We start from the raw sequence: 24365 nt of genomic DNA on the forward strand, positions 1-24365 counted from the left end.
CTAACACATTATACGTAATATGCTGATTAATTTCATAATAATGAAAGCATTTAAATCACAATGTGAACATATCGGAGCCTTCAACTCCGAACCTTATAACAATCGGAGATATAGATATGAAATCCCGCTTTATCGCACAGGCCGGCATGGCCATCGCCGCGGCATGCTTTACCGTATCCGGCGCGAGCGTCCAGGCTCAGCAGTATCCATCCAGTCCCATACGGCTGGTGGTTCCATTTGCCGCTGGCGGGACCAGCGATACGGTAGGCCGCATCCTGGCCGAGAAGCTGAACAATCGATTCAAGGTCGCGGTCGTCGTCGACAACCGGCCTGGCGCGGGCGGCAATATCGGCTCGGATATCGTGTCGCATGCCGCGCCCGACGGCTACACAATGCTGCTCGGAACGGTGGCGACTCATGGCATTAACGCGAGCCTGTACAAGAAGCTGAGCTTCGACCCGGTCAAGGACTTCGCCCCGGTCAGCCTGGTGGCCTCCACGCCCAGCGTCCTGATGATCAATCCGTCCGTGCCGGTCGATTCCGTGCCCGAACTGATCGCCTACGCCAAGGCCCATCCGGGGCAGCTGAATTTCGGGTCCTCGGGCAATGGCAGCTCCCATCACCTGGCCGGCGAACTCTTCAATTCCCTGGCCGGTACGCAAATAACCCATATCCCCTACCGCGGCACCGCGGCGGCCCAGGTGGATTTGATCTCCGGCCAGATCCAGGTCCTGTTCGACACGCTTCCCTCGGCCATGCCCCATGTGAAGGCGGGCAAGCTCAAGGCGCTCGCCGTCACCAGCGCCAAGCGCGATCCGTCCCTGCCGAATTTGCCCACGATCGCGGAAACCGGCCTGGCCGGATATGAAGTGGGCTCATGGTACGGCGTGCTGCTTCCAGCGGGTACACCGCCGGCCATCGTGGACAAGGTAAGCACCGCCATTGCCGAAATCGTCCGCATGCCCGAGGTCAGCGCCAAGCTGCTCGCGCAGGGCGCGACGCCGGTGGGCGGCACGCCGCAGGAATTCGCCGCCCATATCCGGCGCGAGCTCGACAAGTGGGCCGTTGTCATCAAGAATTCCGGCGCCCGCATAGATTAACGACAAGACCAAGGACAGGCGATGAAAATCCTGAGCTCAGGCCCCTATGCCATCTACATGATAGGCGGGGGCGGCATGGGGGTGTCCCACCCCACCGACGCCCACATCTATGTGATCGACGGCGGCAATGAGGCGGCGATGATAGACGCCGGCAGCGGCATCCAGCCCGAATGGATGTGCGCCAACCTCGAGAAGGACGGCCTGGCCCCCGAAAGAATCCGCAAGATCATACTGACCCACACCCATTGGGACCATGCGCGCGGCTGCGCGTGGTGGCAACGCCGCAGCGGGGCGGCCATCCTCGCCCATCGCCTGGGGCGCGAGGCGGTGGAAAGCGGCTTGTGGGCCGAGTCGCACATTGCCAAGCACGGCATTCCGTCGGAAGGCGCGCCAGTCGCGCGCAGCCTGGAAGACGGCGATGAGATCACCGTGGGCGGCCTGCGCCTGAAAGTCATCCATACTCCCGGGCACAGCAATGACTCTATCTCGCTTTTGGTGCAATTCGGGACGCAAAAGGTCTTGTTCGGCGGAGACACCGTCTTTGCCGAGGGCGGCCACGGCACCGTCTCGGCCGGCACCGATTTTCGGGCGTATCTGGATTCGGTCCGCCGGCTCGCCGCGCTGAAGATCGACGCGCTGCTGCCCAGCCATAAACAGTTTGTGCTGTCGCGGGCGCATGAACATGTGGCCTTGCTGGAACGCAAGCTCGCCGGGCGCTGGACCGATGTCGTGGCCAGCCGTGTCGCCTTCTTTCCCACCTGGTGGCTGGAACACGACCCCAGCCTCTATGACGACGCCCGCCAGCCCGAGGCGCGTTGAGGCCGCTTTCTCTTCCCATCCCGGATTCATCCCCCTTCTACAGGACAACATATGAAGCAAACAAGACCCGTCATCGGTCTGATCGGGCTCGGCAATGCCGGCATGGCCCTGGCCGCGCCCTTGTTGAAGCAATTCGATGTCGCAGGCTATGACCGCGATGCGCGGCGCAACGACATAGCGCGCCAGGCCGGCGTGCAATTGGCGGCCAGCGCGCAGGATCTGGTTTCGCGCTGCGAGATCGTGCTGCTTTCGCTGCCCACGCCGGGCGCCTCGCGCGCCGCGGCCCGGGAAATGGCGCAAGGCGACCTTGCCGGGCGCCTGATCATCGAAACCAGCACAGTCGCGCCCGACGACATACAGTGGCTGCAGGCCTTTGCCGAGGAGCATGGCGCGAGCGTCATGGACTCGGCCATCGTCGGCGGCGTGCACAAGCTGAGCGAAGGCAAGACCACCTTTCTGGTGGGCGCCTCCGACGCGGACTATGCGCGCGCCAAGCCGGTGCTCGACGCGGCCGCCGAGGAAATTTTCCACTTGGGCCTGCCAGGCAGCGGCATGCGCGCCAAACTGGTCAATAACGCGATCGCCCATACGACCATGGTCATGCTGATGGAGGGCGCGGCCCTCGCGAAAAAAGCCGGCGTTCCCATGAAGGTGTTCTACACGCTGATGCAGCGGGAATCGGGCCTGATGAGGCCTCTTACGCACCGCGTCGGCGAACGCATACGCCGCCAGGATTTCGAAGGGGGCATGCCGACAGCCAATGCGCGCAAGGACTCTATGCTTATCCTGGAGTTGGCGCGCGACCTGGGAGTGCCGCTGTTTACCATGCAGGCATCGCACACCGTGTATGAGATCGCCCAATCCCAAGGACTGGATCGCCTCGACTACGCATCCATTTCCAAGCTTTGGGAAAACTGGCTGGATATCGAATTCGGATACGACGATGAGTAGGCAGCCGTTCAACCCCTGGTATTACGACTATCTGGACCAGATCGCCAACCTGGAACTGAAGAACAAGGCGGCGCAGCAAGGCGGCACGGAGCTGCGCTACCGGATCGCGCGGCAAAAACAGAACAATGCGGCGCTCTGCGGCCAGATCGCCCAGGCCTTGTTGCCCCGGCTGCCTGGAAGCACCGTGATACTGGTGACCGGCACCGGCAATCCCGTATGGCTGCCTCGCGGCGAAACGGACGGCCCTTCGGGCGTCGCCGTGCTGGCCCGGATCTTTTCGGCGCTGGGCGTGCGCAGCTGCGTGCTGTCGGAAGCCCGGTTCCTGCCCGGCGTCATGGCATCGGTCCAGGCCGCCGGCACCCCTTTGCTGGAGCGCGACGCGTGGCTGCAACGCCCCAATGGCGCGCTGTGCCTGGAATTTCCCACCGGCGCGGACGCCGCGGCGCCCTTCATTGACGAGCTGATGGCGGATCTGCCCGATGTATCCGCGGCCTTCTTCATCGAGAAGCCCGGTCCCGGCGCCGCGGGAGTGTTCCATAACAGCAGCGGCAAGCCCAAGGACAGCGACTGGGTCGCCCATGCGCATCTGCTCGCCGGACAAGCGCAAAAGCGCGGCGCCCTGACCATAGGGGTGGGCGACGGCGGCAACGAGATCGGCTTTGGACTGATCCGGGACGAGCTTGACGCCGATCCGGGCCATGGCTTCGGCTGCGACTGCCTATGCCCTGGCGGACTGCTGGACGCGACGCAAGTGGACTTCCTGCTTCCCGCGGCCGTTTCGAACTGGGGGGCTTACGCGATAGCCGCGGCCATAGCCCTGGCCAGCCGCCGCTTTTCACTGCTGCCGGCCTGGGAAGAAGTCGCCGCCAGCATCGCCGCGCCCATCGCCTCGGGCGCGGTCGACGGCTACAGCGGCCTGGCCCTTCCCACGGTCGATGGCACGTCCCTGGCGGCCAGCCAGGCCATCTATTCGCTGATGAATGAAGTGTTGCGGCTGGCGCGCGAAGCCGGGGAGCGGCCGCTATAAGAAAGACGGGTTCTATGGCATGCCGGGATAAATGCCGCCCGGCCCGCGGGCGGCGCTCAACCGGCGCCGCTCGAAACCCCGCTGGCAAGGGCGGCATCTTGCCGCCCTTGCCGCCTTCGCCATCCGGCTTCAGCGGCTCACTGGCGCTCGATGCCTGCCGTTTCAACCACTTGTTTCCAGCGCTTCAAGTCCTTGTCGATCTGCGCGGCGTATTGTTCCGGCGTCGTGCCTTCCGGAGCCAGGCCATTGGACTCGAGCATCTTGACGATGTCCGGCATCCTCAGGATCCGGGCTACGTTTTTCTGTAGCAGGTCGATAATGGCTCTCGGCGTTTTTGCGGGCGCCATCAGGCCATACCAGGAATTGACCTCAAAGCCAGGGTAGGTTTCGGCAATCGCAGGCATATCTGGCAACAGCGCCGAGCGCTTCAGCGTGCTGACGCCGATGCCGCGCATTTGGCCCGACTTCAGATAAGGAACCACGCCGGCAATATTCAGGAAGGCCATATCGATCTGCTTGCCCAGCAAATCGGTAACGACGGGCGCGGCCCCTTTGTAGGGAACATGGAGCAGCTTGACGCCGGCCATATTGGCCAGGATCTCGCCGGCCAGATGGGTAGTGCTGCCGGGACCCACAGAGCCGTAAGTCAGCTCGCCGGGATGGGCGCGCGCGTATTCGACGAGCTCCTTGATACTGTGGACAGGGAGGTCGGGCCGGACGACCAGGACCGTGGGCGCCGATACTACCTGGGTGATGGGCGCAAGGTCTTTGACGGAGTCATACGGTATGTTTTTCTGGATGGCCGGGCTGATGGTGATGGGGCCGACGTGCGAAAACAGCAGCGTGTAGCCATCGGGGATCGCCCGCGCGACGAAGGCCGCGCCTATAGTGCCGTTGGCGCCGGCCTTGTTTTCGAGCACCACAGGCTGCTTCAGCAATTCGGACAGCTTCTGCAATATGGGCCTGGCCACGGTGTCGGCCGGCCCCCCGGCCGTCCAGGGATTGACGACCGTGATGGGGCGGTCGGGATAGCTGCCCGCGGCGGCGGACGGCAACGATACGCTGGATGCCGCCAGCGCCAGCGCACTGAGGCAGGCTAACACTGGCCGGCGGGAGGGCTGGAATGTCTTATACATGGTTTGTCTCCTTGTTCTCTGCGGTGGGGTTATTGCTGTTGCTTCACTGGTTCGGGAAGTCGACGTCCCGGGAGGTCGAGAGCGTCGCGAAGCGCGATACAGCGGCCATGGACTGATCGTGATCTTCGCTGGAAAACGATGCGCAGCAATCCTCCAGCACCACGCATTCGTAGTCGCGATCGTGAGCGTCACGCACCGTCGCCTGGACCACTGCATTGGATGAGACCCCGCCCAGATAGACGTGCCGTATCGCATGCGCGCGCAGAATGGGCTCCAGGTTAGTGCCATAGAAGGGGCTGACCCGGTGTTTCACGATGTCGAAGTCATGAGCATGGGGCGCGAGTTCGGAATGTACTTCGGTGCCCCATGTTCCGAGTTTGAAGAGCCCGTTCTCGCGCGCCTTGGAAAAAATGGGCGATGAGGGAGGACATTCGCGATAATCGCTGGAAAAGCCTACCCGGACATAGCCGATCAGCATGCCGGCAGCGCGGGCCTTCTCCAGGGCGCGGGCGGTATTCTGGATGACCTGCCGGTCTTGCACCTGGGCGCCCAGCGGGCCTTTGCCGTTGGGGCCGTCGGCATGAACGAGATCGTTCATCATGTCCAGGACGAGGTAGATGGATTTTGCAGTCATGGGAACTCCGTATTGAATGTAAGGGATCTAAAATTCGGGGGCTGTCAGCGGCCAGTGAATCTGGGACTGCGTTTTTCACGAAAAGCCTGGGCGGCTTCCAGACGATCTTCTGTGTTGAGCAAGTGGGTGAACAGGTCTATTTCGTGCCGCATACCCACAGAAAGCGGAACCTCGGCGCCGGCCCGCACGGCCTCTTTGGCGAACTGCGCGGCCAGGGGCGGAAGCAATGCGATTCTGCCGGCCATGGCGCGCGCCAATCCATCCAGCGCATCGGGCTCGGCAAGACGGGACACCAAGCCCATCGACAAGGCGCGCTGCGCGGCTATGCGTTCTCCGGTAAGGATCAGATCGAGCGCTACGCCCATCCCTATGATGCGGCTGATGCGTTGGGTGCCTCCGGCCGCTGGAATGATGCCATGGCCGGTTTCCGGGAAACCGAAGGTGGCGTCCGCCGCGGCGATACGGATGTCGCATGCCAGCGCGATTTCAAGCCCCCCACCGAGACAATAGCCATGTATCGATGCAATCACCGGCTTGACGGCGCGATCGAACGCGGCAATCCAGTGGCCGTGCGCCCGTTGCTGCCTGTACGCGACCGGAGCATCAACGGCGGAAAATTCTTTTATGTCGGCTCCGACGCAGAACGCGCGCGGACCGGAACCCCGCAGGACGATGACCCGCACCTCCGGGTTGGCATCGGCTGCGTCGATGGCGGCGGGCAGGGCCTGCCGGATGTCATCATTGATTGCATTCAACGCATCGGGACGGTTGAGGCTTATCCAGGCGATGGCGTCTTCAATGTGTGTAACAACAGAATCAGTCATGGGGTCTCCTTGGGCACTTGAGGCTCGTCGGGCTCAAACAGCGGCTCGGGCATCGCCGCCGGTCCGCACACACGGACCCGCATTCCGATCCGGATGCTGTCCGGGTCCACGTTGACAATGCGGGTCAGCAAATGGGGGCCTTCATCGGTAGCGACGATGGCGATCGCATAAGGAATGCCGGCGGCGAAAGCCGGTTTGGGAGCCCGGTGAACGACCGAATAGCTGTACACCTCGCCCTTGCCGCTGGCCCGGGCGGGGGCGATGCGGGTCCCCCCGCAAAACGGGCATGCAGGCCGCGGATAGAAGTGAAATTGTCCGCAGTCCGTGCAATACGGCAAGGCAAATCCAAGGCCTCGCACGCGATCCCAATAGCGGCCGCTTTCGGCATCGGAGGATTGTATCGACATAGTATTTACGCCTTGGCAATGATCAGTGAGCTGTGCAGGCCAACGATGCCGCCGTTGCCATGAACAAGTGCGACTTCGGCGCCGGGCACTTGCCGGGCGCCGGCCTGGTGGCGGACCTGGCGCACACCTTCCAGAAGATGAAACATGCCTCCCGCCAGGCCAGGGTGTCCGCCCGACAGGAGGCCGCCATGCGTGGTGACCGGCAAATGGCCGCCCAGGCCGATGCCGCCGTTTTCCACATAGCGTCCACCCTCACCTTTTGCGCAAAAGCCCAGGTCCTCGAGTTCGACAATGACCGTAATCGTAAAGCAGTCATAAAGCTCGGCCACATCGATATCCGCGGGAGCGAGGCCGGCCATGGCGAAGGCGTCTTTCCCCGACTGCACTGCTCCCGTCGTGGTCACATTCTTGTAATCGCCAATATAGGTATGCGAATGACCATAGCCATGTCCCAGCAGCCGGACCGGCGCCTGGCGCAAATCCCGCGCCCGCTCGGGCGTCGTTACGATGAACGCCGCGGCGCCGTCCGATACCACCGCGCAATCCAGCATGCGCAAAGGCGAAGTGATGGTTTTCGATTGCATGACATCGGCAATGGAGAGCAATTCCTTCTTGTGCGCATTGGGATTCAGCGAGGCATGCTTGCGCAGCGTTACGGCTACCTCGGCCATTTGCTCCAGCGTGGTGCCATACTCATGCATATGGCGCTGCGCGACGAGCGCGTAAAGTGTGGGAACCAGCGGGCCGTAGGGTGCTTCGAATTCCGGGTGGGCCCACCCGGCGTCGGCGAGCTTCTGTACGGCCGCGCCTTGCGAGCTGAAAGAAAGCATGTTCTGGCCCGCGACGCAAAGCACGGTTTCGCATTGCCCCGTTGCGACCGCCATGGCTGCGTGATGCGCCATGGCGGTGCCGGATGCGCCCGCCACATCCAGCGTGGCGAGGTAGCGGGGGCGAAGGCCCAGGCCCTCGGATACGACGCCGCAGGGCATAGCCCAGTTTTCCACCCGTACCGGAGTTGTCAGCAAGCCGTCCACGTCGCACAGGGAGAGGCCGGCGTCATCGAGCGCCTGCAATGCCGCCATACGCTGCAGGCCCAGCGCGTCCAAGTGCGGGACACGCCCTACGGCGCTCTCGCCGATGCCCACAATGACGGCACTAAGAGGTGACCGCCGGCTCATCGCAGCACCTCTCGCGCAATCATCATGCGCTGTATCTCGGATGAGCCTTCGCCCACGCGATAATGACGCACATCGCGGTAGAAACGCTCCACGGGGAAACCGCGAACCAGGCCCATGCCGCCGTGGATCTGCACGGCGCGGTCGGCCACCCGTCCCACCATTTCGGAAGCGGACAACTTGCACATGCTGGCGGCCGAACCGACGTCTTCCCCGGCGTCTATGCGCCGCAGGGTCTCGTAGACCAGCGCGCGCACCGTGGCCAGTTCGGTTGCCGAATCGGCAAGCATCCACTGTATGGCTTGCCTATCGGCCAACGGTTTGCCGAAGGTATATCGTTCTTTCGCATACGCGGCCGACATTTCCAGCAGACGGTCTGCGGCCCCTACGCAGGAACAGGCTACTCCCATGCGTCCGCTGGTAAGCGATTCCATGGCGACCTTGAAGCCCTGCCCTACCTCGCCCAGCACCGATGCCGATGACAACTCGCAGTTTTCGAAAGACAGCTCGGCAAGCTTGATGGGATCCGACCCTATCGTGGTGTCGACCCGGGTGACGCTGAATCCGGGCGTATTCTTGTCCACCAGAAAGGCGGTAATCCCTCCGCGGCCGCGCTTCTTCGCATCCGTGACCGCCATGACGAGCACAACATCGGCCAGATGCGCGCCGCTGATGTAATGCTTGCGCCCATCTAGAACCCAGCCGTCTCCCCTTGGCTCGGCACGGGTCTTGATGGCCTGCGCATCGGAGCCGGCATCGGGTTCGGTGAGCGCAAACGACGCGTGCAAGGTTCCTGTGCATAATCCGGTCAGGTATCTTTCCTGCTGCCCGCGAGTGCCGAAGCGGGCGATGGCGATAGGGTTGAGGCCGCTGGTGGCATCGAGCATCAGGGTGAATATGCGGTGTGATCGACTGAACTCTTCAAGAACGAGACAGTAGGTGGGCAGGTCGAAATCGCCTCCCCCGAACTCCGCGGGCATGCGCATGCCCAGGTAGCCGTGCTCACGCAGCAGCGGCACAGTGCGTTCCGGCACTTCGCCGGTCAGGTCGATCTCGTGGGCGATAGGTTCCAATTGGTCCTGCGTGAATCGGCGCACGGCGGCGCGCATTTCAGCCAGGTCGGCATTGATTTCTAATTGCATCGTTTATCTCTGGTCAGCTCGATAGGTAGGTGCCTGGCCTGCGGTAAAGGCATGGCGGGAACTTTCGGTGGCAAGGGCCGCCGCTTGCGCCAGGTTCCGGCGCACATCGCGATTCATCCAGCGCTTGTTGCTTGCATAGGCGTGGCCTGAGCGCAAGGCATGTTCGGCTGCGCGCGCCGCGCAATCCGGCGCCAGCGCAGCGAGCGGCGCGACCCTGTCGACCATTCCGGATGCCAGCGCGTCCGGAGCGTTCATGCGTTCACCCAACTGGACCAGGCGGTGCAGCGTTCGCCATTGCGTCCGAGGTGAAATAAGCGCCGCGGACATCGGCGTGGGCAGCCCCAGCGTGATTTCCGGAAATGACAGCCAGGCGGTGTCAGCCATGATCACTTCATCGCAAGCCAGGGCCAGCATGGCGCCGGCGCCGATGGCCGGGGCCTGCACGGCGGCGAGCAGAGGCTTGGGGAATTCGAGCAGTGCAAGCAAAGTAGCCAACAACAACTCGCGGCGCTTCAGGGCCGCGACGCCGGACGGCAATTCGGCAAATTCCTTCAGGTCCGCTCCGGCGCAGAAAGCCCGCTCGCCGCTTGCCCGCAACACGACAGCCCGTATGTTCTCGTCGCCAGACGCACAACCCAGTCCCGCGACCAGGGCCTGATGCGTTCCGGCGTCCAGCGCATTGGCGGCGCGAGGCCGCGTGATCGTAAGCCAGCACACATTCGCGTCCACCACGGTATCGATCATCGGAATGGCCCTCGCATCAGCCGGCAGCACGGCGCGGAACGATCAGCGCGTCAACCACGCGAGCGCCGCGCCCTTTGGGAAGCACACACAAAGGGTTGATGTCCAGCTCGGCGATCCGGTCGCCCAGATCGGCTGTCAGCCACGAGATGCGCACGATGGCGTCGATGAGCGCGTCCATGTCGGCGGGCGCTTTGCCGCGCACACCCTCCAGGAGCTTGTAGGTGCGCAGCTCCGCCAGAGCGCGTTGCGCTTCATCGGCCGTAAGCGGCGCCAGGCGAAAGACGACATCCTTCAGCACTTCTACATAGATGCCGCCCAGCCCCAGAGCCAATACTGGACCGAAGGTGGCGTCGTGCGATACCCCGACAAGCATTTCGTGCGCATCGGCGATCATTTCCTGGACCAGCACGCCTTCGATCCGGGCGTCGGGCCGGTAAGCCCTGGCAGCGGAAATGACTTCTTCGTACGCGCCCTTGACGGCGAGCTCGCCGCTGACCCCAAGGCGGATGGCGCCTGCTTCGGTCTTGTGCAGGATATCGGGGGACTGAATCTTCAAGGCCACGGGGCCGTCGATATGCGATGCCGCTTGCCACGCCGCCTCCGCGGAGCTGGTCAGCCGCTCCATCGTGACCGGCAATCCATAATGTTGCAATAGCGCTTTGGAGCGATGTTCGCTCAGCGGGCCATCCGCCTGTTCCAGCAGCAATCTCGCTGCTTCCACGTCTATGCCCGCGGGCCTGGCCGCCGGCGCGTCGGCTAGCCTGCGGCGAAACTCGGCGTATTGCATTGTGCGTTGGACCGCTTTCAGGCAAGGCAAGGCATCGCGGTAGACGGCGTGGCCTTCCGCCACCAGGACTTCTCGTGTCAGCGCAGCATCGTCGCTGGCGCAGCCCGTCCATAAAATGGCCATGGGTTTGTCGCTGCGAGCCGACACCTCCGCCACTGCGCGTACATCGTTCGCGCTGTTGATAGTCAGGACTGGAATCAGGATGTCTACGTTCGGGTCAGCCAATATCGTTTCCGCGGCGTCCTTGTATGCATTCTTCTGCCCAATCGCGGCGGCGGTCAGATCCGTCGGATTGGTGGCTGCGCCGAAGCCTGGAAGCAATTCAGCGAGTTTCTGCGTCGTTTCGCCGGTATAGGCTGGCCATTCGATGCCTTCCGAGGCGCCCAGATCGGCGACCATTACAAGATTGCCGCCCGATATGGACATCGCGGCCGCCCGATGGCCTCGAGGCCGGCGGGCCTGGCGCAATAGCATGGCCGTTTCATAGAGCTCATTGCAATCGCTTACCCGCACAATCCCCATTTGCCGCAGTGCGGCATCACACACATCGTCGGCGCCGGTAATGGCGCCGGTGTGCGATGCGGCGGCCTTGCTGCCCGCTGCGCTGCGGCCGACCTTCACCATGACGATGGGCTTGTCCAGATCGGCGGCGCGGCGGGCCAGCATGCGCAAGCGGCCGCCATCCGCCAGGCTCTCCGCCAGCATTAATACGACTTTCGTTTTCTCGCTTTCCAGCATGAACGATGCGTAGTCGACCAGGTCGAGGTCGGCCGCGTTGCCGCAGCTGACCTGATAACTGATGCCCAGCCCGGACTGTTGCGCGCGCCACATGATATTGACCTGTCCCGCGCCGCCGGACTGGGAAACGACGCCGATATCGCCCGCGGCGCGCCGGGGGCCTTGAATGGTGGCGGTGGACGTGAGGGCGAAGCCGTCGACGAAGTTGATCATTCCATTGCAATTGGGACCCATGAGCCGGATGTTGCCTGCCCGGGCGATGTCGACGAGGCGCTGCTGGTCGGCCGCGCCCTGGGCGCTTCCGACCTCGCCGAAGCCCGACGAGAACACGGTCACGAAGGGCACGCCGCGTTCGGCGCACTGTTCCAACGCGGCAGGTACAAGATGAGCCGGCAATACGATGCCCACATGATCGGGAGCGGCGGGCAGCGCAGCGACGGATGCAAAACAGCGAAGCCCGAAGATCTCGTCGCGCCGTGGATTGACCGGATAGATGGCGCCCTTGTAGCCGAAGTCCATCATTTGCCGCATGCAACGGCCGCCGAACTTGCCCAGATCTTCCGTGGCGCCAATCATCGCCACCGCCCGGGGAGCGAAAAAGCGCGCCAGGTCCGGGAAAGAAGAATCGGAATCGCCATTGCGGGAATGCCGGCTTGCCATAAGCATTGAATACTCCTATAATTTGCACTGCAGTTCTTGAATGCACTGTGCGAGTAAGTATAGGGTGACGGCTATCGGGCTGTCAATCGTCGTATGCATGAAGACTTGCGCCTCGCCAGCTGGGGCACATAGGGACCCAATGAAGGAAGACCGTCATTTCGTTACCGCGTTATCACGCGGATTGTCTGTGCTGCGCTGCTTTACGGCGGAGCACATGGAGCTTGGCACTACCGATATCGCGCGCCTGGTCGGCTTGTCGCAATCGACCGTCTGGCGGCTTTGCCATACCTTGCAAAAAGGCGGCTATCTGGTGCCAGGCAAAGATCCGGAGCGATTGCGGGTCGGGCCTGCCGTGCTGGCCCTCGGGTGTGCGTCTCTGTCGCAGCGGGGTATTGCTGAAGTTGCGGCGCCTGAAATGGCGCGCATAGCCAACACGTTCCAATGCTCCTTGTCGATCGCCGCCCGCGACGGGCTGCAAATGCTCATCATGGGGCGCGAAACCGGTTCCGCCGTTTTAAAGTTGAACTTTCACATTGGGACCGCCTTGCGCATCGAGCGATCTGCCGTAGGCTGCGCTTATCTGGCCGCCATCGGCGAAACCGAGCGCGCAAGCCTGATGGAGCAGATCGAAAAGGCATATCCCGACGAATGGGAGGCGAACCGGCGGTATATAGAAGAGTCGGTGCAGATGTATCGCGATCATGGCTACGTGCTCAATCTGCGCCGCTACCATCCTGACGTGAATGCGCTGGGCGTACCCATCGTGTCGCCAAATGGCAGACAGGTTATTGCCATGAATTGCGGCGGCACCAGCTCCGTCATCAGCCGCGAGCAGCTCGAAGGCCCTATCGCCCAGGCCATGAAAGACCTGGCCGCCAGCCTGTGTGTAATGCTGACGGTGTGATCGCCCGGATTCCCTGCCTCAGCTTGCCGCGGCCGCTATAAGATGGGGGACTCTACAGCATGCCGGGATAAATGCCGCCGTCCAGGACCAGATTCTGTCCCGTGATGAATCCCGCCTGGGCGCTGCACAAATAGGCGCAGGCATCGCCAAGCTCATGGGGCTGGCCGAAGCGCTTGGCGGGAACGGAATCCAGGCGCGCCTGCATGACCTGCTCCAGGGTCTGTCCGGTATTCTGCGCGGCTTTCAGCGCGGTTTCCTTGAGCCTGTCGGTTTCGAAGGGCCCGGGCAGCAGGTTGTTGATCGTGACATTGTGCTCGACGACCTGCCGGGCCAGCCCGGCGACAAAGCCCGTCAAGCCGCTGCGCGCGCCATTGGACAGGCCCAGTATGTCTATCGGCATTTTCACCGCCGCCGAGGTGATGTTCACGATGCGCCCGTAGCGCCGGCCTATCATGTGATCGATGACATTCTGGATCAGCGCGATGGGCGTGTACATGTTGGCATTCACCGCGGCCATCCAGTCATCCTTGGACCAATCGCGGAAATCGCCGGGCTTGGGCCCGCCGCTGTTGGTCACCAGGATGTCGGGCATGCCCGACGCGGCCAAGGCCTGGGCGCGGCCCTCGGCGGTGGTGATGTCCGCCGCGACGACGGCCACTTGCGCGCCGGTGGCCTGGCGGATGGCCTGGGCCGCCTGTTCCAGCGCCGGCGCCGTCCGGGCGACCAGGGTCAGGGCGACGCCCTCGCGGGCCAGCGACATGGCGCAGGCATAGCCCAGCCCCTTGCTCGAACCGCAAACCAGAGCGCTCTTTCCCGCCAAGTGCAAATCCATAGAAACCTCGTTGTCTCGCGTCAATGAATGGCTGGCGCCGCCAGCCCCGTAGCAACCGCTACTTTACTATCATGCGCGGCGGCGAGCATGACTGGCGCAGCACGAACTCCGTGGGTATTTCGATGCGTATGGGGTCTTGCGGGGTTTCCCGGGCGATCCTGCGCAGCAATTGCAGGGCGGCTTCGCGCCCGAGCGCGTAAGGATCGTAACGGATGACGCTGACGGCGGGCGTGGCCAGCCGCGCCAATTCGGTATCGTTCGAAGTGATCAGCGATATATCGCCGGGAATATCCAGGCCCTTCATGCGCACCGCCTCCAGCACGCCGCTCAATAAATGCATGCCTGAGGAAATGATGGCGGTGGGACGGCGCTCCCGCCCGAGCAGCACCTGGGTTTCCCTGAAGCCGTATTCCGAGGCGAAGCTGTCCAGACGCAAGAGATCACGGTCCACAGGCACCCCGGCGCGCTGATGAGCCTGCAGAAACCCCCCGAGGCGATCGCGCCCGACACGGTTGGTCTTGCCGCCGCTGATCAAGGCGATACGGCGGTGGCCGAGGCTCAGTAGATATTCCGCCGCCTGGCGCGTGCCGTTGAAGTGGTCGGCGCCCACGGTATCGATAGGCAAGGCCAATTCACGCTCGATCAATACGACGGGAAAGCGCGCGTCCCGTATGGCCTGCAGCATGCCGGCGTCGGATTCTTCTTCGACCGTGAACAACAAGCCGTCGGCCCGGCGGCGGGTGAACAGCTCCACCAGCGCCACCTCGCGTTCCGGCGAGCTATTGCTGCTGGCGACCACCAGCATATAGCCATGCTCGGTCAAGGCGTCCTCCGCCCCCTTCACCATTGCGGAATACAGGGGATTGCGGATATCGGAAAAAATGAAGCCGATCATGCGCGCGGACACGCCGCGCATGCCCTGCGCTGCGACGTTGGGCGTCCATCCCAATTCTGAAATGGCGTTCAACACCCTGGACCGGACTTCTTCGGTGACGGACGGAGCCCCGTTGACCACGCGCGATACCGTCCCTATTGCCACGCCTGCCACGCGCGCGACATCATGGACGGTGACGCGCTTGGCTTTTTTGTTCGATGCGGATGCTAGCTCTTTCAATGCCATGTAGTCGCTGTCTGGTTCGAGGGCCGATCCGGCGCCGCGCCACCAGCGCGGACCGGCCGCTTGAGGCTCAAAAGGCCTTTTGAAACAGCGCCAGGAAATCTCGGGTGGTAGTGTGCCGGGGATTCCAGCGATTGTAGTTGGCTTGCGTGCAAAGCGCAGCCATTTCCTCGAAGGCGTCCGGATCGACGCCCACGTCGCGCAGCCGGCCGGGAATCTCCAGGTCGACGCACAGCGCCTCGATCGCCGACAGGCCGCTGTGCGCGGCATCCAGCATGGGCAGGCCCTGCACATGCCGGCCCATCGCCTGCGCAATGCGCGCGAACTTCGCGGGATTGGCCGGCATGTTGAACGCCGCCACATGCGGCAGGCAGACCGCATTGGACAGGCCATGCGACAAATGAAAGCGCGCCCCTACGAAGCGAGCCATGCAATGCACATTGCCGAGGCCGGTCTGGCCAAAGGTGATGCCGGCCAGGGCCGAACCGCAAAGCATGTTCAGCCCGGCCTCCAGGTTGCCGCGGTCAGCCGCGAACTGCCGGATATTGCCCGCAATCAATTCCATGGCCTGCAAATTGATCGCATCGGTAATCAGGTTCGATTGCCTGGAAATATAAGATTCGAAAGCATGCACGAAGGCGTCCATGCCCGAATGCGCCGCCACATGGCCGGGAACGGTGCGCAGCGCCAGCGGGTCCAGGATGGCGACATCCGCCGGGTTGAGCGCCGCGTGCCGTATCGACATTTTCAGGTTCTTGTCCGTGTCGGTAATGACGCAAGACCCCGAAACCTCGGAACCGGTTCCAGCCGTGGTCGGAATGGCAATCAGCGGCAGGGGGGGAATCACGAACTTCTCTATCCCTTCATAGTCGTGGATGCGGCCCCCGTTGGTCGCAAGTATCCCCACGGCCTTGGCCACGTCCATGGTGCTGCCTCCGCCGATGGCCAGCAATACTGTCGCATTGCTGGCGCGGCATGCCTCGAACGCCTTTGCCACCGTATGGGCGCTGGGATCCGGCTCGATCTCGGTGTACGTGCTGATCGCCACGCCCTCCTTCAGTAGAAGGGCTTTGATCCGGGCGTAGAAATCACTGTCTTCCAATGCCGCGTCCAGAAGCACGAAAATACACTGGCAGTTGTATTGCCGTACCGTATCGACGATCTTTTCATGAGCGCCCACCCCCATATGGATACGTGTCGGGCAGAAGAAAGTGGCGGCGTCTGTCATTTGCATAAAGGTTCTCTGCTGCACAAGCGTTAGTTCTTGGCGATAGCGGAGCTCGATACCAGATCGACCCATCGCCGGCTTTCGTCCACGACGAATTTCTTGAATTCGTCCGGCGGGGTGCCGCCCGGCTCGGCAGCCATGCCTTCGAGCGTCTTCTGCATGGCGGGATTCTTCATGGCTTTCACCACCGCCTGGTATATTTTTGTTTCCACTTCCGGCGGCAGGCCTTTGGGCGCGGCCAGGCTATACCAGGTCGTCATGGAATAGCCGGGTACGCCGGCTTCATCCAGCGTGGGCAGGTCCGGGAATGCCGACGCGCGCTTGAGCGTCGTCACGCCCAGGGCCTTGACGTTGCCGCCGGCGATCTGGGCCGCCGCGGACCCGGCGGAATCCAGCGCGAACGCCAGGCGCCCGCCGATCAGGTCGCTCATCATGGGGGACGCGCCCTTGTATGGCACATGCTCCGCATCCAGTTTCGCCGACGACTTCAGCAATTCGCCGGACAAATGCTGCGTGCTGCCTATGCCGGCAGAGCCGTAATTGACTTCGCCCGGCCTTTGCCTGATGTATTCGACAAGCTCCGCGACCGTATTGACGGGCAGCGACTTGTTGACGATAAGCACATTGGGAACATAGGCCACGCTGGTTATCGAATCGAGGTCGGTCTGGAAGTCGTACGTCAAGGTCTTATACAAGGCGGCCGCCGCCGCATGCCCGACATTGGCCAGCAGCAGCGTGTAGCCGTCCGGGGCGGATCGCGCCACGTAGGCCGCGCCGACCGTGCCTCCCGCGCCCGGCTTGTTTTCCACCACCACAGTCTGGCCCAGCTCATTCTGCAGTTGCTGAGCGATGGCTCGCGCCATCAGGTCGGTCGTGCCGCCCGGCGTGAATGGAGCCACCAGCGTAATGGGCTTGGCGGGCCATTCGGCCGAAACGGCGGGCTGCCCCATCAGCCCCAAGACTGCCAGCAAGCCGGCCCCAGCTTTTATAGAGTGCTTCCACATAGCTTTTTATTCCCTTTTAGTGCCTACAAGTTGTTGTCAACCATCGAAGTAATCAAGGATTGAACGTAATCAGCCTTTCCTCGGTCATTTCCCTCATGGCATGCCATGGGCCTTCCTTGCCGAAGCCGCTGTCCTTCACCCCGCCGAACGGCATCACATCGGACCGCGCGCTGGATGTTTCATTGATCTGTATGGTTCCAAAGCGCAGGCTGCGAGCCGCTTTCAGGCATTGGTCGATATCCTTGCTGAATACCCCGGCGGACAGGCCGAACGGCGTCGAGTTGGCGCCGGCGATGGCCTCGTCGAAATCATCAAAGGGGCGGATCGATGCCAGCGGAGCAAAAGCTTCCCGGCACCACACATCGCCTTCATCGGGCACGTCGACCAGCACCGCGGGCGTCAGGACCGATTGCTCGCGCCGCCCGCCGCACAATACTTTGGCGCCCTGGGCGCGGGCATCGCGCAGCCAGCTTTCGGCGCGGATCGCAGCCGCTTCGGTAATCAGCGGGCCGATGCGGGTCGCGGGATCGCGCGGGTCGCCGGCCGCCAGGCCGCCGGCGCATTCGACCAGCCGTTCGGCCACCTCGCCGGCGATGCGCCGTTCCACATACAAGCGCTGCACAGAGGTGCAAACCTGGCCGGCCTTGCGGAATGTGGCGTTGGCTATCTTGGGAATGGCGCGGTCGAGGTCGGTGCCGGCGCAGACTATCGTACTGGCGATGCTGCCCAGCTCCATCTGGGTGCGGCGCAGGCCGGCGGACTGCTGGATGATGCGGCCGACCCGGGTGCTGCCGGTGAACGTATAGAACGCCACGTCCTGCTCTTGCAGCAGCCAGGTTCCCACCGTGTCGCCCTCGCCTTGCAAAACAGCCAGGAAGGCCGGCGGCATGCCCGCTTCAAGCAATACTTCCGCCAGCAGCGCCGCGGTCAAAGGCGTATAGGCCGACGGCTTGAGCACCACCGAGTTGCCCGCCGCGTAGGCCGGAGCCACTTTATGCAGCACGGTGTTCAACGGCGAGTTGAAAGGCGTGATGGCGCACACCACGCCTATGGGAAAGCGCATCGTGAAGCCAATGCGATTGTGCGCGCCCGGGCTGGCCGCGAACGGCACCATGTCGCCCGTAAGGCGCGTCGCTTCTTCCGCGGAAAGATTCAAAGTGATGATGGCGCGGTCCACCTCGCCATTGGCGTCGGAGACAACGAAGCCCGCCTCGGCGACCATCGCCCCCACAAAACGCGCCCTGTGCTTTTCCAGCAGGCGCCCAGCCTCGCGCAGCGCTACTCCGCGTTCGTGGGGCGGCGGCGCGCCGCGATCGACCGCCTCTTTCGCGGTGCGCACGGCGCGCGCGACCATATCCCGGTCCGCTGCAGCCACCTCGGCGACCTTTTGACCTGAAAATTTATCAAGGACCGCAAACTGAACGGGGGAAGAAATCCACTGCCCGTCGATCAAGCATCCGGTAGCGGCCAACCATTCATTATGAAACGTTATTTTTGCCATTCGTAAAAAGACTCCAATTGACTCTTCGAGCAAGCCCGGGTTGCCGCGGCGATATATATTCTGAAAAGCCGCAGTATACATAGCCATTGTAGTAACCGCAAATGACGAAAATCAATCTGTCGCGCCTTGAAATCTGCCTGGATCAGGTTTGCCAATGCCAAATATTCTGCGATTTCATAGGAAATATGGAAACGTTTCATTAAAAGACGACAAAAGACAGCGTGACGCTCCGGCCGGCCCGGCGTCGCCACGCTGTCTTTGCTGATCGATAGGTATGCTGCTGGTGACACTGCGCAATATCGCTGCAAACGACATCGCTATGGGCAGAGGCGCGGCTGGTCCATCGCCCTGAACAGGCCGGACGCGCGCGCCCGGCCCGCGGCCGCTATTCCATCTTGGCGCCCGACAGCTTGATCAGTTCGCCATAGCGCTTGAGCTCGCTGCTCATGAACGCTGAAAACTCCTCGGTGCTTTGCGCCGCGGGCACCTGGGCGCCCATGCCCTCCAGGCGCGCCTTGACTTCCGGACTTTGCACCACGGCGTTGACTTCCTTGTTCAGGTAAGCCAGCACATCGGCCGGCGTTCCGGCCGGCGCCATAATGCCATACCAGGCGGAAGCGTTCATGCCGTCCAGGCCCAGTTCCTTGAAAGTGGGAACGTCGGGCAGGGTCGCCAGGCGGGTTTCGGAGGCCACGGCCAGGCCGCGCAAGGCGCCGCCCTTCACCTGCGAGACGGAGCCGGTGTCCAGCATGAAATCGAACTGGCCGGCCAGCAGGTCGGACACCGCGGGACCGCTGCCTTTGTAGGGAATGTGGACGATGTCGATCTTGGTCAGGTGCTTCAGCAGCGACGCGGCCAGATGCTGGGACGAGCCCACGCCCGCGGAGCCATAGTTCAAGGCGCCGGGATGGGCCTTGGCCGCGTCCAGCAGTTCCTGGAAGCTCTTGTATTTGGAGTCCTTGTTGACTTCCAGCAGGTTGGGTATCGAAGCGACGAAGGCCACGGCGGCGAAGTCGCTTTCCGGCTTGAAGCCCAGCTGTTTGTAGAGGTAGGGGTTGGCGGCATTGGTGGAGCTGGTGGCCACCAGCAAGGTATAGCCATCGGCCTTTTCGCGCACGAATGCCGCGGTGCCGATATTGCCTCCCGCGCCGCCGCGGTTTTCCACGACAACCGGTTGGCCGACGCGCTCGCTCAGGCCTTTGGCGATGAAGCGCCCGAGAACGTCGGTGGCGCCGCCGGGCGCCCAGGGCACCACCAGCTTGATCGGGCGCTCGGGATAGCTTGCCGCCGCGGCGGGCGATGCCCCCGCGCACAGGCCCGCGCCTAGCGCCGCGGCCGCGAACACGCGCTGGAATGGCCTGGAAACTGATTGATTCGTCATAAAACTGCCTTATTCACTGAAAATGGATGCGCCTGTGCAGGCGCCTGAAGCTTAGACCAGCTGCGCCTTCAAGGCGGCGTCGATCCAGGCGTCGTCGTAGACGCCCTTGGCGATGCCGGCCAGCACCTCGGTCTCGGCGTCGATTTTCTTGCGGCTGAGGGCGGCGACTTCTTCGGCGCGCGCCCGCGGAATGAAGACCACGCCGTCGCAGTCGCCCACCACGATGTCGCCGGGATGGACGACGCAGCCATCGATGGACACGGCCACGTCTTGTTCGCCCGGCCCGTTCTTGAGCGGCCCCTGATGGGTCACGCCCCTGGAGTAGCAAGGAAAATTGTGGATTTTGAAGGCATCGCTGTCGCGAATGGCGCCATCGATGACGAAACCGGCCACGCCGCGCATCCTGGCCGCGCTCATCATGATTTCGCCGACCAGCGCGCGCTCGGTGTGGCCTTCGCCATCCACCACCAGCACCTGGCCCGGCTTGATGTTGCGCAGGGCGTCATGGATGTACAAGTTGTCGCCGGACCGCACCCTGACCGTGTAGGCGCTTCCCGCCAGCCCGCCGCTGGCATGCCGGGGCGCGAGGTGGCGTGCGCCGGCGATTCTGCGCATCGAGTCGCTGATGATGGACGAGGGCACGCCCTCGAACAACTGGGCTAAAGGATCCATTACTGTTCTCTCCAAAAAATATGTCCAGACGATCTGGAATCAATCCACTTTCGCGCCCGACTTCTCGACGACTTCGGTCCACACGGGCGCTTCCTTGGCGATGAAATCGGCAAACTGCCCGGCCGGGCCGGCGACGTCCGACGAGCCCATCTTGTCGAGGGCTTCGACGGCGTTCGGCGCGCGCAGGGCAGTGTTCACCGCCTTGTTGAGCTGCTCGATGATGGGCTGCGGCGTGTTGGCCGGGGCAAATACACCATACCAGTTTTCAATGACGAAGCCGGGGAAGCCGGATTCCACCATGGTCGGCACATCGGGCAGGACCTTGGTCCGGGTCGCGCTGGTGGTGGCCAGGGCGCGCACGGCGCCCGACTTGACGTGGGGCAACACCACCGTGGTGGTTTCAAAGGCGATCGGCACATGCCCGGCGATCACGTCGCTTAGCGCGGGGCCTTGTCCGCGGTAAGGGATGTGCAGCATTTCGACCGACTTGCTCTGCTTGATCAGCTCGCCGGCCAGGTGCTGCGGGCTGCCGCTGCCGCCGGAGGCAAAGCTGTACTTCTGCGGGTCTTTTTTCAGCTCTTGCAGCAGCTCGGCCGGCGTGGTGACCGCCACCTTGGACGGGTTGACATAAAGCACCAGCGGCACGGCGGCCACTTCGGCGATGGGCGCCAGGCTCTCGACCGGATCCAGGCGCAATTTATACAGATTGCGATTGATCACGACGCCGGTATTGTTGCCCAATAGCAGCGTGCAGCCATCCGGCTTGGCGCGTCCCACGAATTCCGTGCCGATGTTGCTGCTGGCGCCCGGCTTGTTGTCCACGATGACGGGAACGCCCAGTTCCTGCTGCATGCTGGGGGCCAGCATGCGGGCCAGGATGTCGGTCGTGCCGCCCGGCGGATAGGGCGACACTATCGTCACGTTGTGGCAGGCGAGCTTCTGGGCCCATGCCGAACCGCCTGCCGTCAGGGCCAGCGCCGCGAACAGCGCGGTGGCCAGCAGCGTGGCTTTATTGTTTTTCTGAAGGGCTTTTTTCATTGTCATCTCCTGTGTGGTATGGGTAAGTTGTGCCGGCGTCACTTGCGCCGTTGTAGTGTGTGGTAGCCCAGCTTCTCGCGGGCGGCTTTCAGGGACGACCCTTGCATCACCGACTGGAGGATGGCCTTTTCCGCCAGATGGGTCTGCAGCGCCCGGTCGAGCACTTCCTGAGCCCTGGCCAGGGGTATGACGACGATGCCATCGCGATCGCCGACGACGATATCGCCGCGGTTGACGCGCACGTCGCCCAGCGAGACGCTGCCGCCCACGGCCTCGACCTGCACCCGGTCTTTACCGGTGCGCATGAAGACGCCGCGGCTGAATATGGGATAGGAGCACTCGAATGCCTCGTCCGAATCGCGGCAAACGCCATTGATGACCGTGCCGGCGATATTCCTGGACTTGGCGATCTGGCTGAGTATGCCGCCCCATACGGTGCAATCGCTGCGCCCAGCATTGTCCAGCACGATCACATCGCCCTCCTGGACATCGTCGATGAAATCGCCGACGGTGCCCACCGCCCCCGGGTCGACCGGGGCGAAGCGCACGGTGAAGGCCGGACCCATGATGCGATGGGCGCCCGTCACCGCCGACAGCCCGTGGGCGCTGCCCGGCAGCCCGAGGAAATCCAGCGCGTCCGATATCTCGGCGTTCGAAAGCACTTCGTATTTGGGGTCTCTCCAGCGGCTCATCTTGCGGCTCCATCAATTATTACAGGCAATGTGATATAGATTGTCGGACAATTTATAACACAAAACCCGTCAAGGATGGCTATACTTTGCCGGCAGGCCATTCGGACGGACCCGCCGGACGATACGCAGTCTTCTTCCCCGCCACACGCCCAGACCATGACACTGAAACGCTCACAGATCGCGAAAAAAGTAAGAGAAGAAATTCTTGCCGGGAACCTGCGCCCCGGCCAGCGCCTGACCGAAAAAGCCTTGTGCGAATTGACGCAGGCCAGCCGCTCGTCGGTCCGGGAAGCGCTGCAATTGCTGGAGCAGGAAGGCTATGTCAGCAATCAGCCCAACCGCGGCGTCAGGGTGGCGGTGCTGGAAGTCCAGGAAGCGGCGGACATCTATCAGGTGCGCTCTGTGCTCGAAGGCCTGGCGGCGAGGAACTTCATCAACATGGCGACCCCGGCCCAGCGGGAGAAGCTGGAACGGACTTTGTCGGACCTGACGCTGGCGGTGGAAAAAAAGGCCGTCGCCGATCAGTTGAGCGCCATCGAGCGTTTCTATGAGGCCTTATTGGAGGGCTGTTATAACCGGGTGCTGAAAAGCAGCCTGGAAGCATTGCACGGCAAGATTTCGCGCCTGCGCGCAACATCCATCCTCAGCCCGGGCCGCATCAAGAATACCCTCAAGGAGATGGCCAGAATCGGCGCAGCCATACGCGCCAACGACGAAGAGGAAGCATGGCTGGCCTGTGTCGAGCACATGCAGCAGACATCCGCCGTGGCCATCCGCGTGATCAGCCACTTGAACGAACGCGCATAGCCGCGGGCCTTGCATCGCCGCGGCGATGCTTGCGGGAAAATGTCAGGCGTATTGCAGCCGCAGCGCCGGGGCCGGCTTGCCGCCGGTGAATTCTTTTTCGATCACCACTATCCAGTCGCGGAAGGCCTGGACGACGGGCGAGTCCTGCTTGTATTCCGGATAAACCAGGCAGTAGCGCTTTTCGTGCCGCAGCTCCAGGTCGAACGGCACCATCAGGTCATGGCGATGGATTTCATTGTTGACATAAAAGCGCGGAACCAGGCCGGCGCCCAAGCCGGCGCGCGCGGCCTCGATCACCATCCCGTACATATCGAAATGCATGCCCGGGGCACTGATGCCATCGGCATACCCGGCCAGTTCGAACCAGTGCTGCCAGGCATTCGGCCGCGATGATTTATGCAACAGGGGCATGTTCAACAAGGCCTGGGGCGATGTCAACTGGGCGACGTCGAAATAATTCGGGCTGATTACCGGCACCAGCCTTTCCTCGAACAAATCGACCTTGACCACGCCGGTCCAGGCGGGGTGATCGAAATGCAGCGCGGCGTCGAAAATCGTATCGCGGAACATGAAGGGCTGCGGCTTTTCCGACAGGTTCAGCATGATGTTCGGATGCTTGCGCCGGAAGTCCTGCAGCCTCGGCAGCAGCCAGCGGTTGGCGAAGGTCGGAATCACTGCCAATTCAAGCACGCCGCCATCGCCCTTGTTGGCCATGAGCGCCAGGGTATGGGCCTCGATGTCGGCCAGGCTTTTGGCGATGTTCTTGATGTAGGCCTGGCCCGCATCATTGAGCACTACCTGTTTTTTTACCCGCGCGAACAGCTTGATGTCCAGGTAGTTTTCCAGGGACGTGATCTGGCGACTGACCGCGCTCTCGGTCAGGCAAAGCTCGCTGGCGGCGCGCGCAAAGCTGCCGTGCCGCGCCGCCGCCTCGAATATCGTCAGCGTGTTCGTGCTGGGAATCTTGCGCCTCATTATCATCGGCCTCCCCCAATCAGTGGCATTTCGATCAATTCCGAAAACTCATCAACTGCTGATTTTTAAT

General features: G+C 62.7%; 24 protein-coding genes. 6 read left to right on the forward strand and 18 right to left on the reverse strand.

The window, feature by feature from the left end; genetic code table 11:
• Window positions 1–116 precede the first annotated feature (116 nt).
• From BUB23_RS08965 to BUB23_RS08980, 4 genes are read left to right on the forward strand one after another with little or no spacing between them, the layout of a single operon-like run.
• Entirely contained in the window at window positions 117–1100 is a 984-nt protein-coding gene (locus BUB23_RS08965; RefSeq protein WP_073102776.1) for a Bug family tripartite tricarboxylate transporter substrate binding protein, read from the forward strand.
• A 21-nt stretch (window positions 1101–1121) separates the two neighbouring features.
• Window positions 1122–1919 (forward strand): MBL fold metallo-hydrolase, encoded by a 798-nt coding sequence (locus tag BUB23_RS08970; RefSeq protein WP_073102777.1) that lies wholly within the window; start codon window positions 1122–1124, stop codon window positions 1917–1919.
• Window positions 1920–1970: 51 nt separating this feature from the next.
• Window positions 1971–2870, forward strand: coding sequence for an NAD(P)-dependent oxidoreductase (locus tag BUB23_RS08975; protein WP_073102778.1), 900 nt, complete (start codon window positions 1971–1973; stop codon window positions 2868–2870).
• Window positions 2863–3897, forward strand: a complete 1035-nt coding sequence (locus tag BUB23_RS08980) for a glutamate cyclase domain-containing protein (RefSeq protein WP_073102779.1) — start codon at window positions 2863–2865, stop codon at window positions 3895–3897. Before BUB23_RS08975 ends, BUB23_RS08980 begins: the two co-directional genes overlap by 8 nt.
• A 137-nt stretch (window positions 3898–4034) precedes the next feature.
• Here the strand turns inward: BUB23_RS08980 and BUB23_RS08985 are convergent, their stop codons facing one another.
• From BUB23_RS08985 to BUB23_RS09020, 8 genes are read right to left on the reverse strand one after another with little or no spacing between them, the layout of a single operon-like run.
• The gene (locus BUB23_RS08985; RefSeq protein ID WP_073102780.1) at window positions 4035–5033 is read right to left on the reverse strand and encodes a Bug family tripartite tricarboxylate transporter substrate binding protein; all 999 of its coding nucleotides are present in this window, start codon (window positions 5031–5033) and stop codon (window positions 4035–4037) included.
• Window positions 5034–5076: 43 nt separating this feature from the next.
• Window positions 5077–5667, reverse strand: coding sequence for a cysteine hydrolase family protein (locus tag BUB23_RS08990; RefSeq protein WP_073102781.1), 591 nt, complete (start codon window positions 5665–5667; stop codon window positions 5077–5079).
• A gap of 44 nt (window positions 5668–5711) precedes the next feature.
• Window positions 5712–6491 carry an enoyl-CoA hydratase/isomerase family protein gene (locus tag BUB23_RS08995; protein ID WP_073102782.1) on the reverse strand — a complete coding sequence of 260 codons (780 nt, stop codon included), beginning with the start codon at window positions 6489–6491 and terminating at the stop codon, window positions 5712–5714.
• The gene (locus BUB23_RS09000; RefSeq protein WP_073102783.1) at window positions 6488–6898 is read right to left on the reverse strand and encodes a Zn-ribbon domain-containing OB-fold protein; all 411 of its coding nucleotides are present in this window, start codon (window positions 6896–6898) and stop codon (window positions 6488–6490) included. The genes BUB23_RS08995 and BUB23_RS09000 overlap by 4 nt, the downstream gene beginning before the upstream one ends.
• Window positions 6899–6903: 5 nt before the next feature.
• Complete coding sequence (locus tag BUB23_RS09005; RefSeq protein ID WP_073102784.1) at window positions 6904–8076, reverse strand: thiolase C-terminal domain-containing protein; 1173 nt, start codon at window positions 8074–8076, stop codon at window positions 6904–6906.
• The gene (locus BUB23_RS09010) at window positions 8073–9215 is read right to left on the reverse strand and encodes an acyl-CoA dehydrogenase family protein (protein WP_073102785.1); all 1143 of its coding nucleotides are present in this window, start codon (window positions 9213–9215) and stop codon (window positions 8073–8075) included. Before BUB23_RS09010 ends, BUB23_RS09005 begins: the two co-directional genes overlap by 4 nt.
• A 3-nt stretch (window positions 9216–9218) precedes the next feature.
• Window positions 9219–9959, reverse strand: a complete 741-nt coding sequence (locus BUB23_RS09015) for an enoyl-CoA hydratase/isomerase family protein (protein WP_073102786.1) — start codon at window positions 9957–9959, stop codon at window positions 9219–9221.
• A gap of 16 nt (window positions 9960–9975) precedes the next feature.
• Window positions 9976–12150, reverse strand: coding sequence for an acetate--CoA ligase family protein (locus BUB23_RS09020; protein WP_073102787.1), 2175 nt, complete (start codon window positions 12148–12150; stop codon window positions 9976–9978).
• A 133-nt stretch (window positions 12151–12283) separates the two neighbouring features.
• On the opposite strand from BUB23_RS09020, the gene BUB23_RS09025 reads away from it, so the two are divergent.
• Window positions 12284–13048, forward strand: coding sequence for an IclR family transcriptional regulator (locus BUB23_RS09025; protein ID WP_178372293.1), 765 nt, complete (start codon window positions 12284–12286; stop codon window positions 13046–13048).
• A 52-nt stretch (window positions 13049–13100) separates the two neighbouring features.
• Here BUB23_RS09025 and BUB23_RS09030 read toward each other — a convergent pair whose 3' ends face one another.
• From BUB23_RS09030 to BUB23_RS09070, 9 genes are all read right to left on the reverse strand, one after another.
• Window positions 13101–13880: an SDR family oxidoreductase gene (locus tag BUB23_RS09030; RefSeq protein ID WP_073102789.1), complete on the reverse strand. Its 780-nt coding sequence runs from the start codon at window positions 13878–13880 to the stop codon at window positions 13101–13103.
• Between the two features lie 58 nt (window positions 13881–13938).
• Window positions 13939–15000, reverse strand: coding sequence for a LacI family DNA-binding transcriptional regulator (locus BUB23_RS09035; RefSeq protein WP_073102790.1), 1062 nt, complete (start codon window positions 14998–15000; stop codon window positions 13939–13941).
• 67 nt (window positions 15001–15067) lie between these two features.
• Complete coding sequence (locus BUB23_RS09040; RefSeq protein WP_245801219.1) at window positions 15068–16231, reverse strand: iron-containing alcohol dehydrogenase; 1164 nt, start codon at window positions 16229–16231, stop codon at window positions 15068–15070.
• Between the two features lie 23 nt (window positions 16232–16254).
• Window positions 16255–17196, reverse strand: coding sequence for a Bug family tripartite tricarboxylate transporter substrate binding protein (locus BUB23_RS09045; RefSeq protein WP_245801220.1), 942 nt, complete (start codon window positions 17194–17196; stop codon window positions 16255–16257).
• Between the two features lie 85 nt (window positions 17197–17281).
• Window positions 17282–18730: an aldehyde dehydrogenase family protein gene (locus BUB23_RS09050; protein ID WP_073102792.1), complete on the reverse strand. Its 1449-nt coding sequence runs from the start codon at window positions 18728–18730 to the stop codon at window positions 17282–17284.
• A gap of 385 nt (window positions 18731–19115) precedes the next feature.
• Window positions 19116–20111, reverse strand: a complete 996-nt coding sequence (locus tag BUB23_RS09055) for a Bug family tripartite tricarboxylate transporter substrate binding protein (protein WP_073102793.1) — start codon at window positions 20109–20111, stop codon at window positions 19116–19118.
• A gap of 51 nt (window positions 20112–20162) precedes the next feature.
• Complete coding sequence (locus tag BUB23_RS09060; RefSeq protein WP_073102794.1) at window positions 20163–20783, reverse strand: RraA family protein; 621 nt, start codon at window positions 20781–20783, stop codon at window positions 20163–20165.
• Between the two features lie 39 nt (window positions 20784–20822).
• On the reverse strand, window positions 20823–21821 hold the full coding sequence (locus tag BUB23_RS09065) for a Bug family tripartite tricarboxylate transporter substrate binding protein (RefSeq protein WP_073102795.1): 999 nt from the start codon (window positions 21819–21821) through the stop codon (window positions 20823–20825).
• Between the two features lie 38 nt (window positions 21822–21859).
• Window positions 21860–22513, reverse strand: coding sequence for an RraA family protein (locus BUB23_RS09070; protein ID WP_073102796.1), 654 nt, complete (start codon window positions 22511–22513; stop codon window positions 21860–21862).
• Window positions 22514–22669: 156 nt separating this feature from the next.
• On the opposite strand from BUB23_RS09070, the gene BUB23_RS09075 reads away from it, so the two are divergent.
• Window positions 22670–23320, forward strand: a complete 651-nt coding sequence (locus BUB23_RS09075) for a GntR family transcriptional regulator (RefSeq protein WP_073102797.1) — start codon at window positions 22670–22672, stop codon at window positions 23318–23320.
• Window positions 23321–23362: 42 nt separating this feature from the next.
• Here the strand turns inward: BUB23_RS09075 and BUB23_RS09080 are convergent, their stop codons facing one another.
• The gene (locus tag BUB23_RS09080; protein ID WP_073103088.1) at window positions 23363–24295 is read right to left on the reverse strand and encodes a LysR family transcriptional regulator; all 933 of its coding nucleotides are present in this window, start codon (window positions 24293–24295) and stop codon (window positions 23363–23365) included.
• Between the last annotated feature and the right edge of the window lie 70 nt (window positions 24296–24365).

The sequence above is a fragment of the Pollutimonas bauzanensis genome (assembly GCF_900129885.1).
Lineage (GTDB): Bacteria > Pseudomonadota > Gammaproteobacteria > Burkholderiales > Burkholderiaceae_B > Pollutimonas > Pollutimonas bauzanensis.

Bases quoted from the DNA above. Each gene is read 5' to 3' on its own strand.
- BUB23_RS08965 (WP_073102776.1), top strand. From the start codon at position 117: ATGAAATCCCGCTTTATCGCACAGGCCGGCATGGCCATCGCCGCGGCA.
- BUB23_RS08970 (WP_073102777.1), top strand. From the start codon at position 1,122: ATGAAAATCCTGAGCTCAGGCCCCTATGCCATCTACATGATAGGCGGG.
- BUB23_RS08975 (WP_073102778.1), top strand. From the start codon at position 1,971: ATGAAGCAAACAAGACCCGTCATCGGTCTGATCGGGCTCGGCAATGCC.
- BUB23_RS08980 (WP_073102779.1), top strand. From the start codon at position 2,863: ATGAGTAGGCAGCCGTTCAACCCCTGGTATTACGACTATCTGGACCAG.
- BUB23_RS08985 (WP_073102780.1), bottom strand. From the start codon at position 5,033: ATGTATAAGACATTCCAGCCCTCCCGCCGGCCAGTGTTAGCCTGCCTC.
- BUB23_RS08990 (WP_073102781.1), bottom strand. From the start codon at position 5,667: ATGACTGCAAAATCCATCTACCTCGTCCTGGACATGATGAACGATCTC.
- BUB23_RS08995 (WP_073102782.1), bottom strand. From the start codon at position 6,491: ATGACTGATTCTGTTGTTACACACATTGAAGACGCCATCGCCTGGATA.
- BUB23_RS09000 (WP_073102783.1), bottom strand. From the start codon at position 6,898: ATGTCGATACAATCCTCCGATGCCGAAAGCGGCCGCTATTGGGATCGC.
- BUB23_RS09005 (WP_073102784.1), bottom strand. From the start codon at position 8,076: ATGAGCCGGCGGTCACCTCTTAGTGCCGTCATTGTGGGCATCGGCGAG.
- BUB23_RS09010 (WP_073102785.1), bottom strand. From the start codon at position 9,215: ATGCAATTAGAAATCAATGCCGACCTGGCTGAAATGCGCGCCGCCGTG.
- BUB23_RS09015 (WP_073102786.1), bottom strand. From the start codon at position 9,959: ATGATCGATACCGTGGTGGACGCGAATGTGTGCTGGCTTACGATCACG.
- BUB23_RS09020 (WP_073102787.1), bottom strand. From the start codon at position 12,150: ATGCTTATGGCAAGCCGGCATTCCCGCAATGGCGATTCCGATTCTTCT.
- BUB23_RS09025 (WP_178372293.1), top strand. From the start codon at position 12,284: ATGAAGGAAGACCGTCATTTCGTTACCGCGTTATCACGCGGATTGTCT.
- BUB23_RS09030 (WP_073102789.1), bottom strand. From the start codon at position 13,880: ATGGATTTGCACTTGGCGGGAAAGAGCGCTCTGGTTTGCGGTTCGAGC.
- BUB23_RS09035 (WP_073102790.1), bottom strand. From the start codon at position 15,000: ATGGCATTGAAAGAGCTAGCATCCGCATCGAACAAAAAAGCCAAGCGC.
- BUB23_RS09040 (WP_245801219.1), bottom strand. From the start codon at position 16,231: ATGCAAATGACAGACGCCGCCACTTTCTTCTGCCCGACACGTATCCAT.
- BUB23_RS09050 (WP_073102792.1), bottom strand. From the start codon at position 18,730: ATGGCAAAAATAACGTTTCATAATGAATGGTTGGCCGCTACCGGATGC.
- BUB23_RS09055 (WP_073102793.1), bottom strand. From the start codon at position 20,111: ATGACGAATCAATCAGTTTCCAGGCCATTCCAGCGCGTGTTCGCGGCC.
- BUB23_RS09060 (WP_073102794.1), bottom strand. From the start codon at position 20,783: ATGGATCCTTTAGCCCAGTTGTTCGAGGGCGTGCCCTCGTCCATCATC.
- BUB23_RS09065 (WP_073102795.1), bottom strand. From the start codon at position 21,821: ATGAAAAAAGCCCTTCAGAAAAACAATAAAGCCACGCTGCTGGCCACC.
- BUB23_RS09070 (WP_073102796.1), bottom strand. From the start codon at position 22,513: ATGAGCCGCTGGAGAGACCCCAAATACGAAGTGCTTTCGAACGCCGAG.
- BUB23_RS09075 (WP_073102797.1), top strand. From the start codon at position 22,670: ATGACACTGAAACGCTCACAGATCGCGAAAAAAGTAAGAGAAGAAATT.
- BUB23_RS09080 (WP_073103088.1), bottom strand. From the start codon at position 24,295: ATGAGGCGCAAGATTCCCAGCACGAACACGCTGACGATATTCGAGGCG.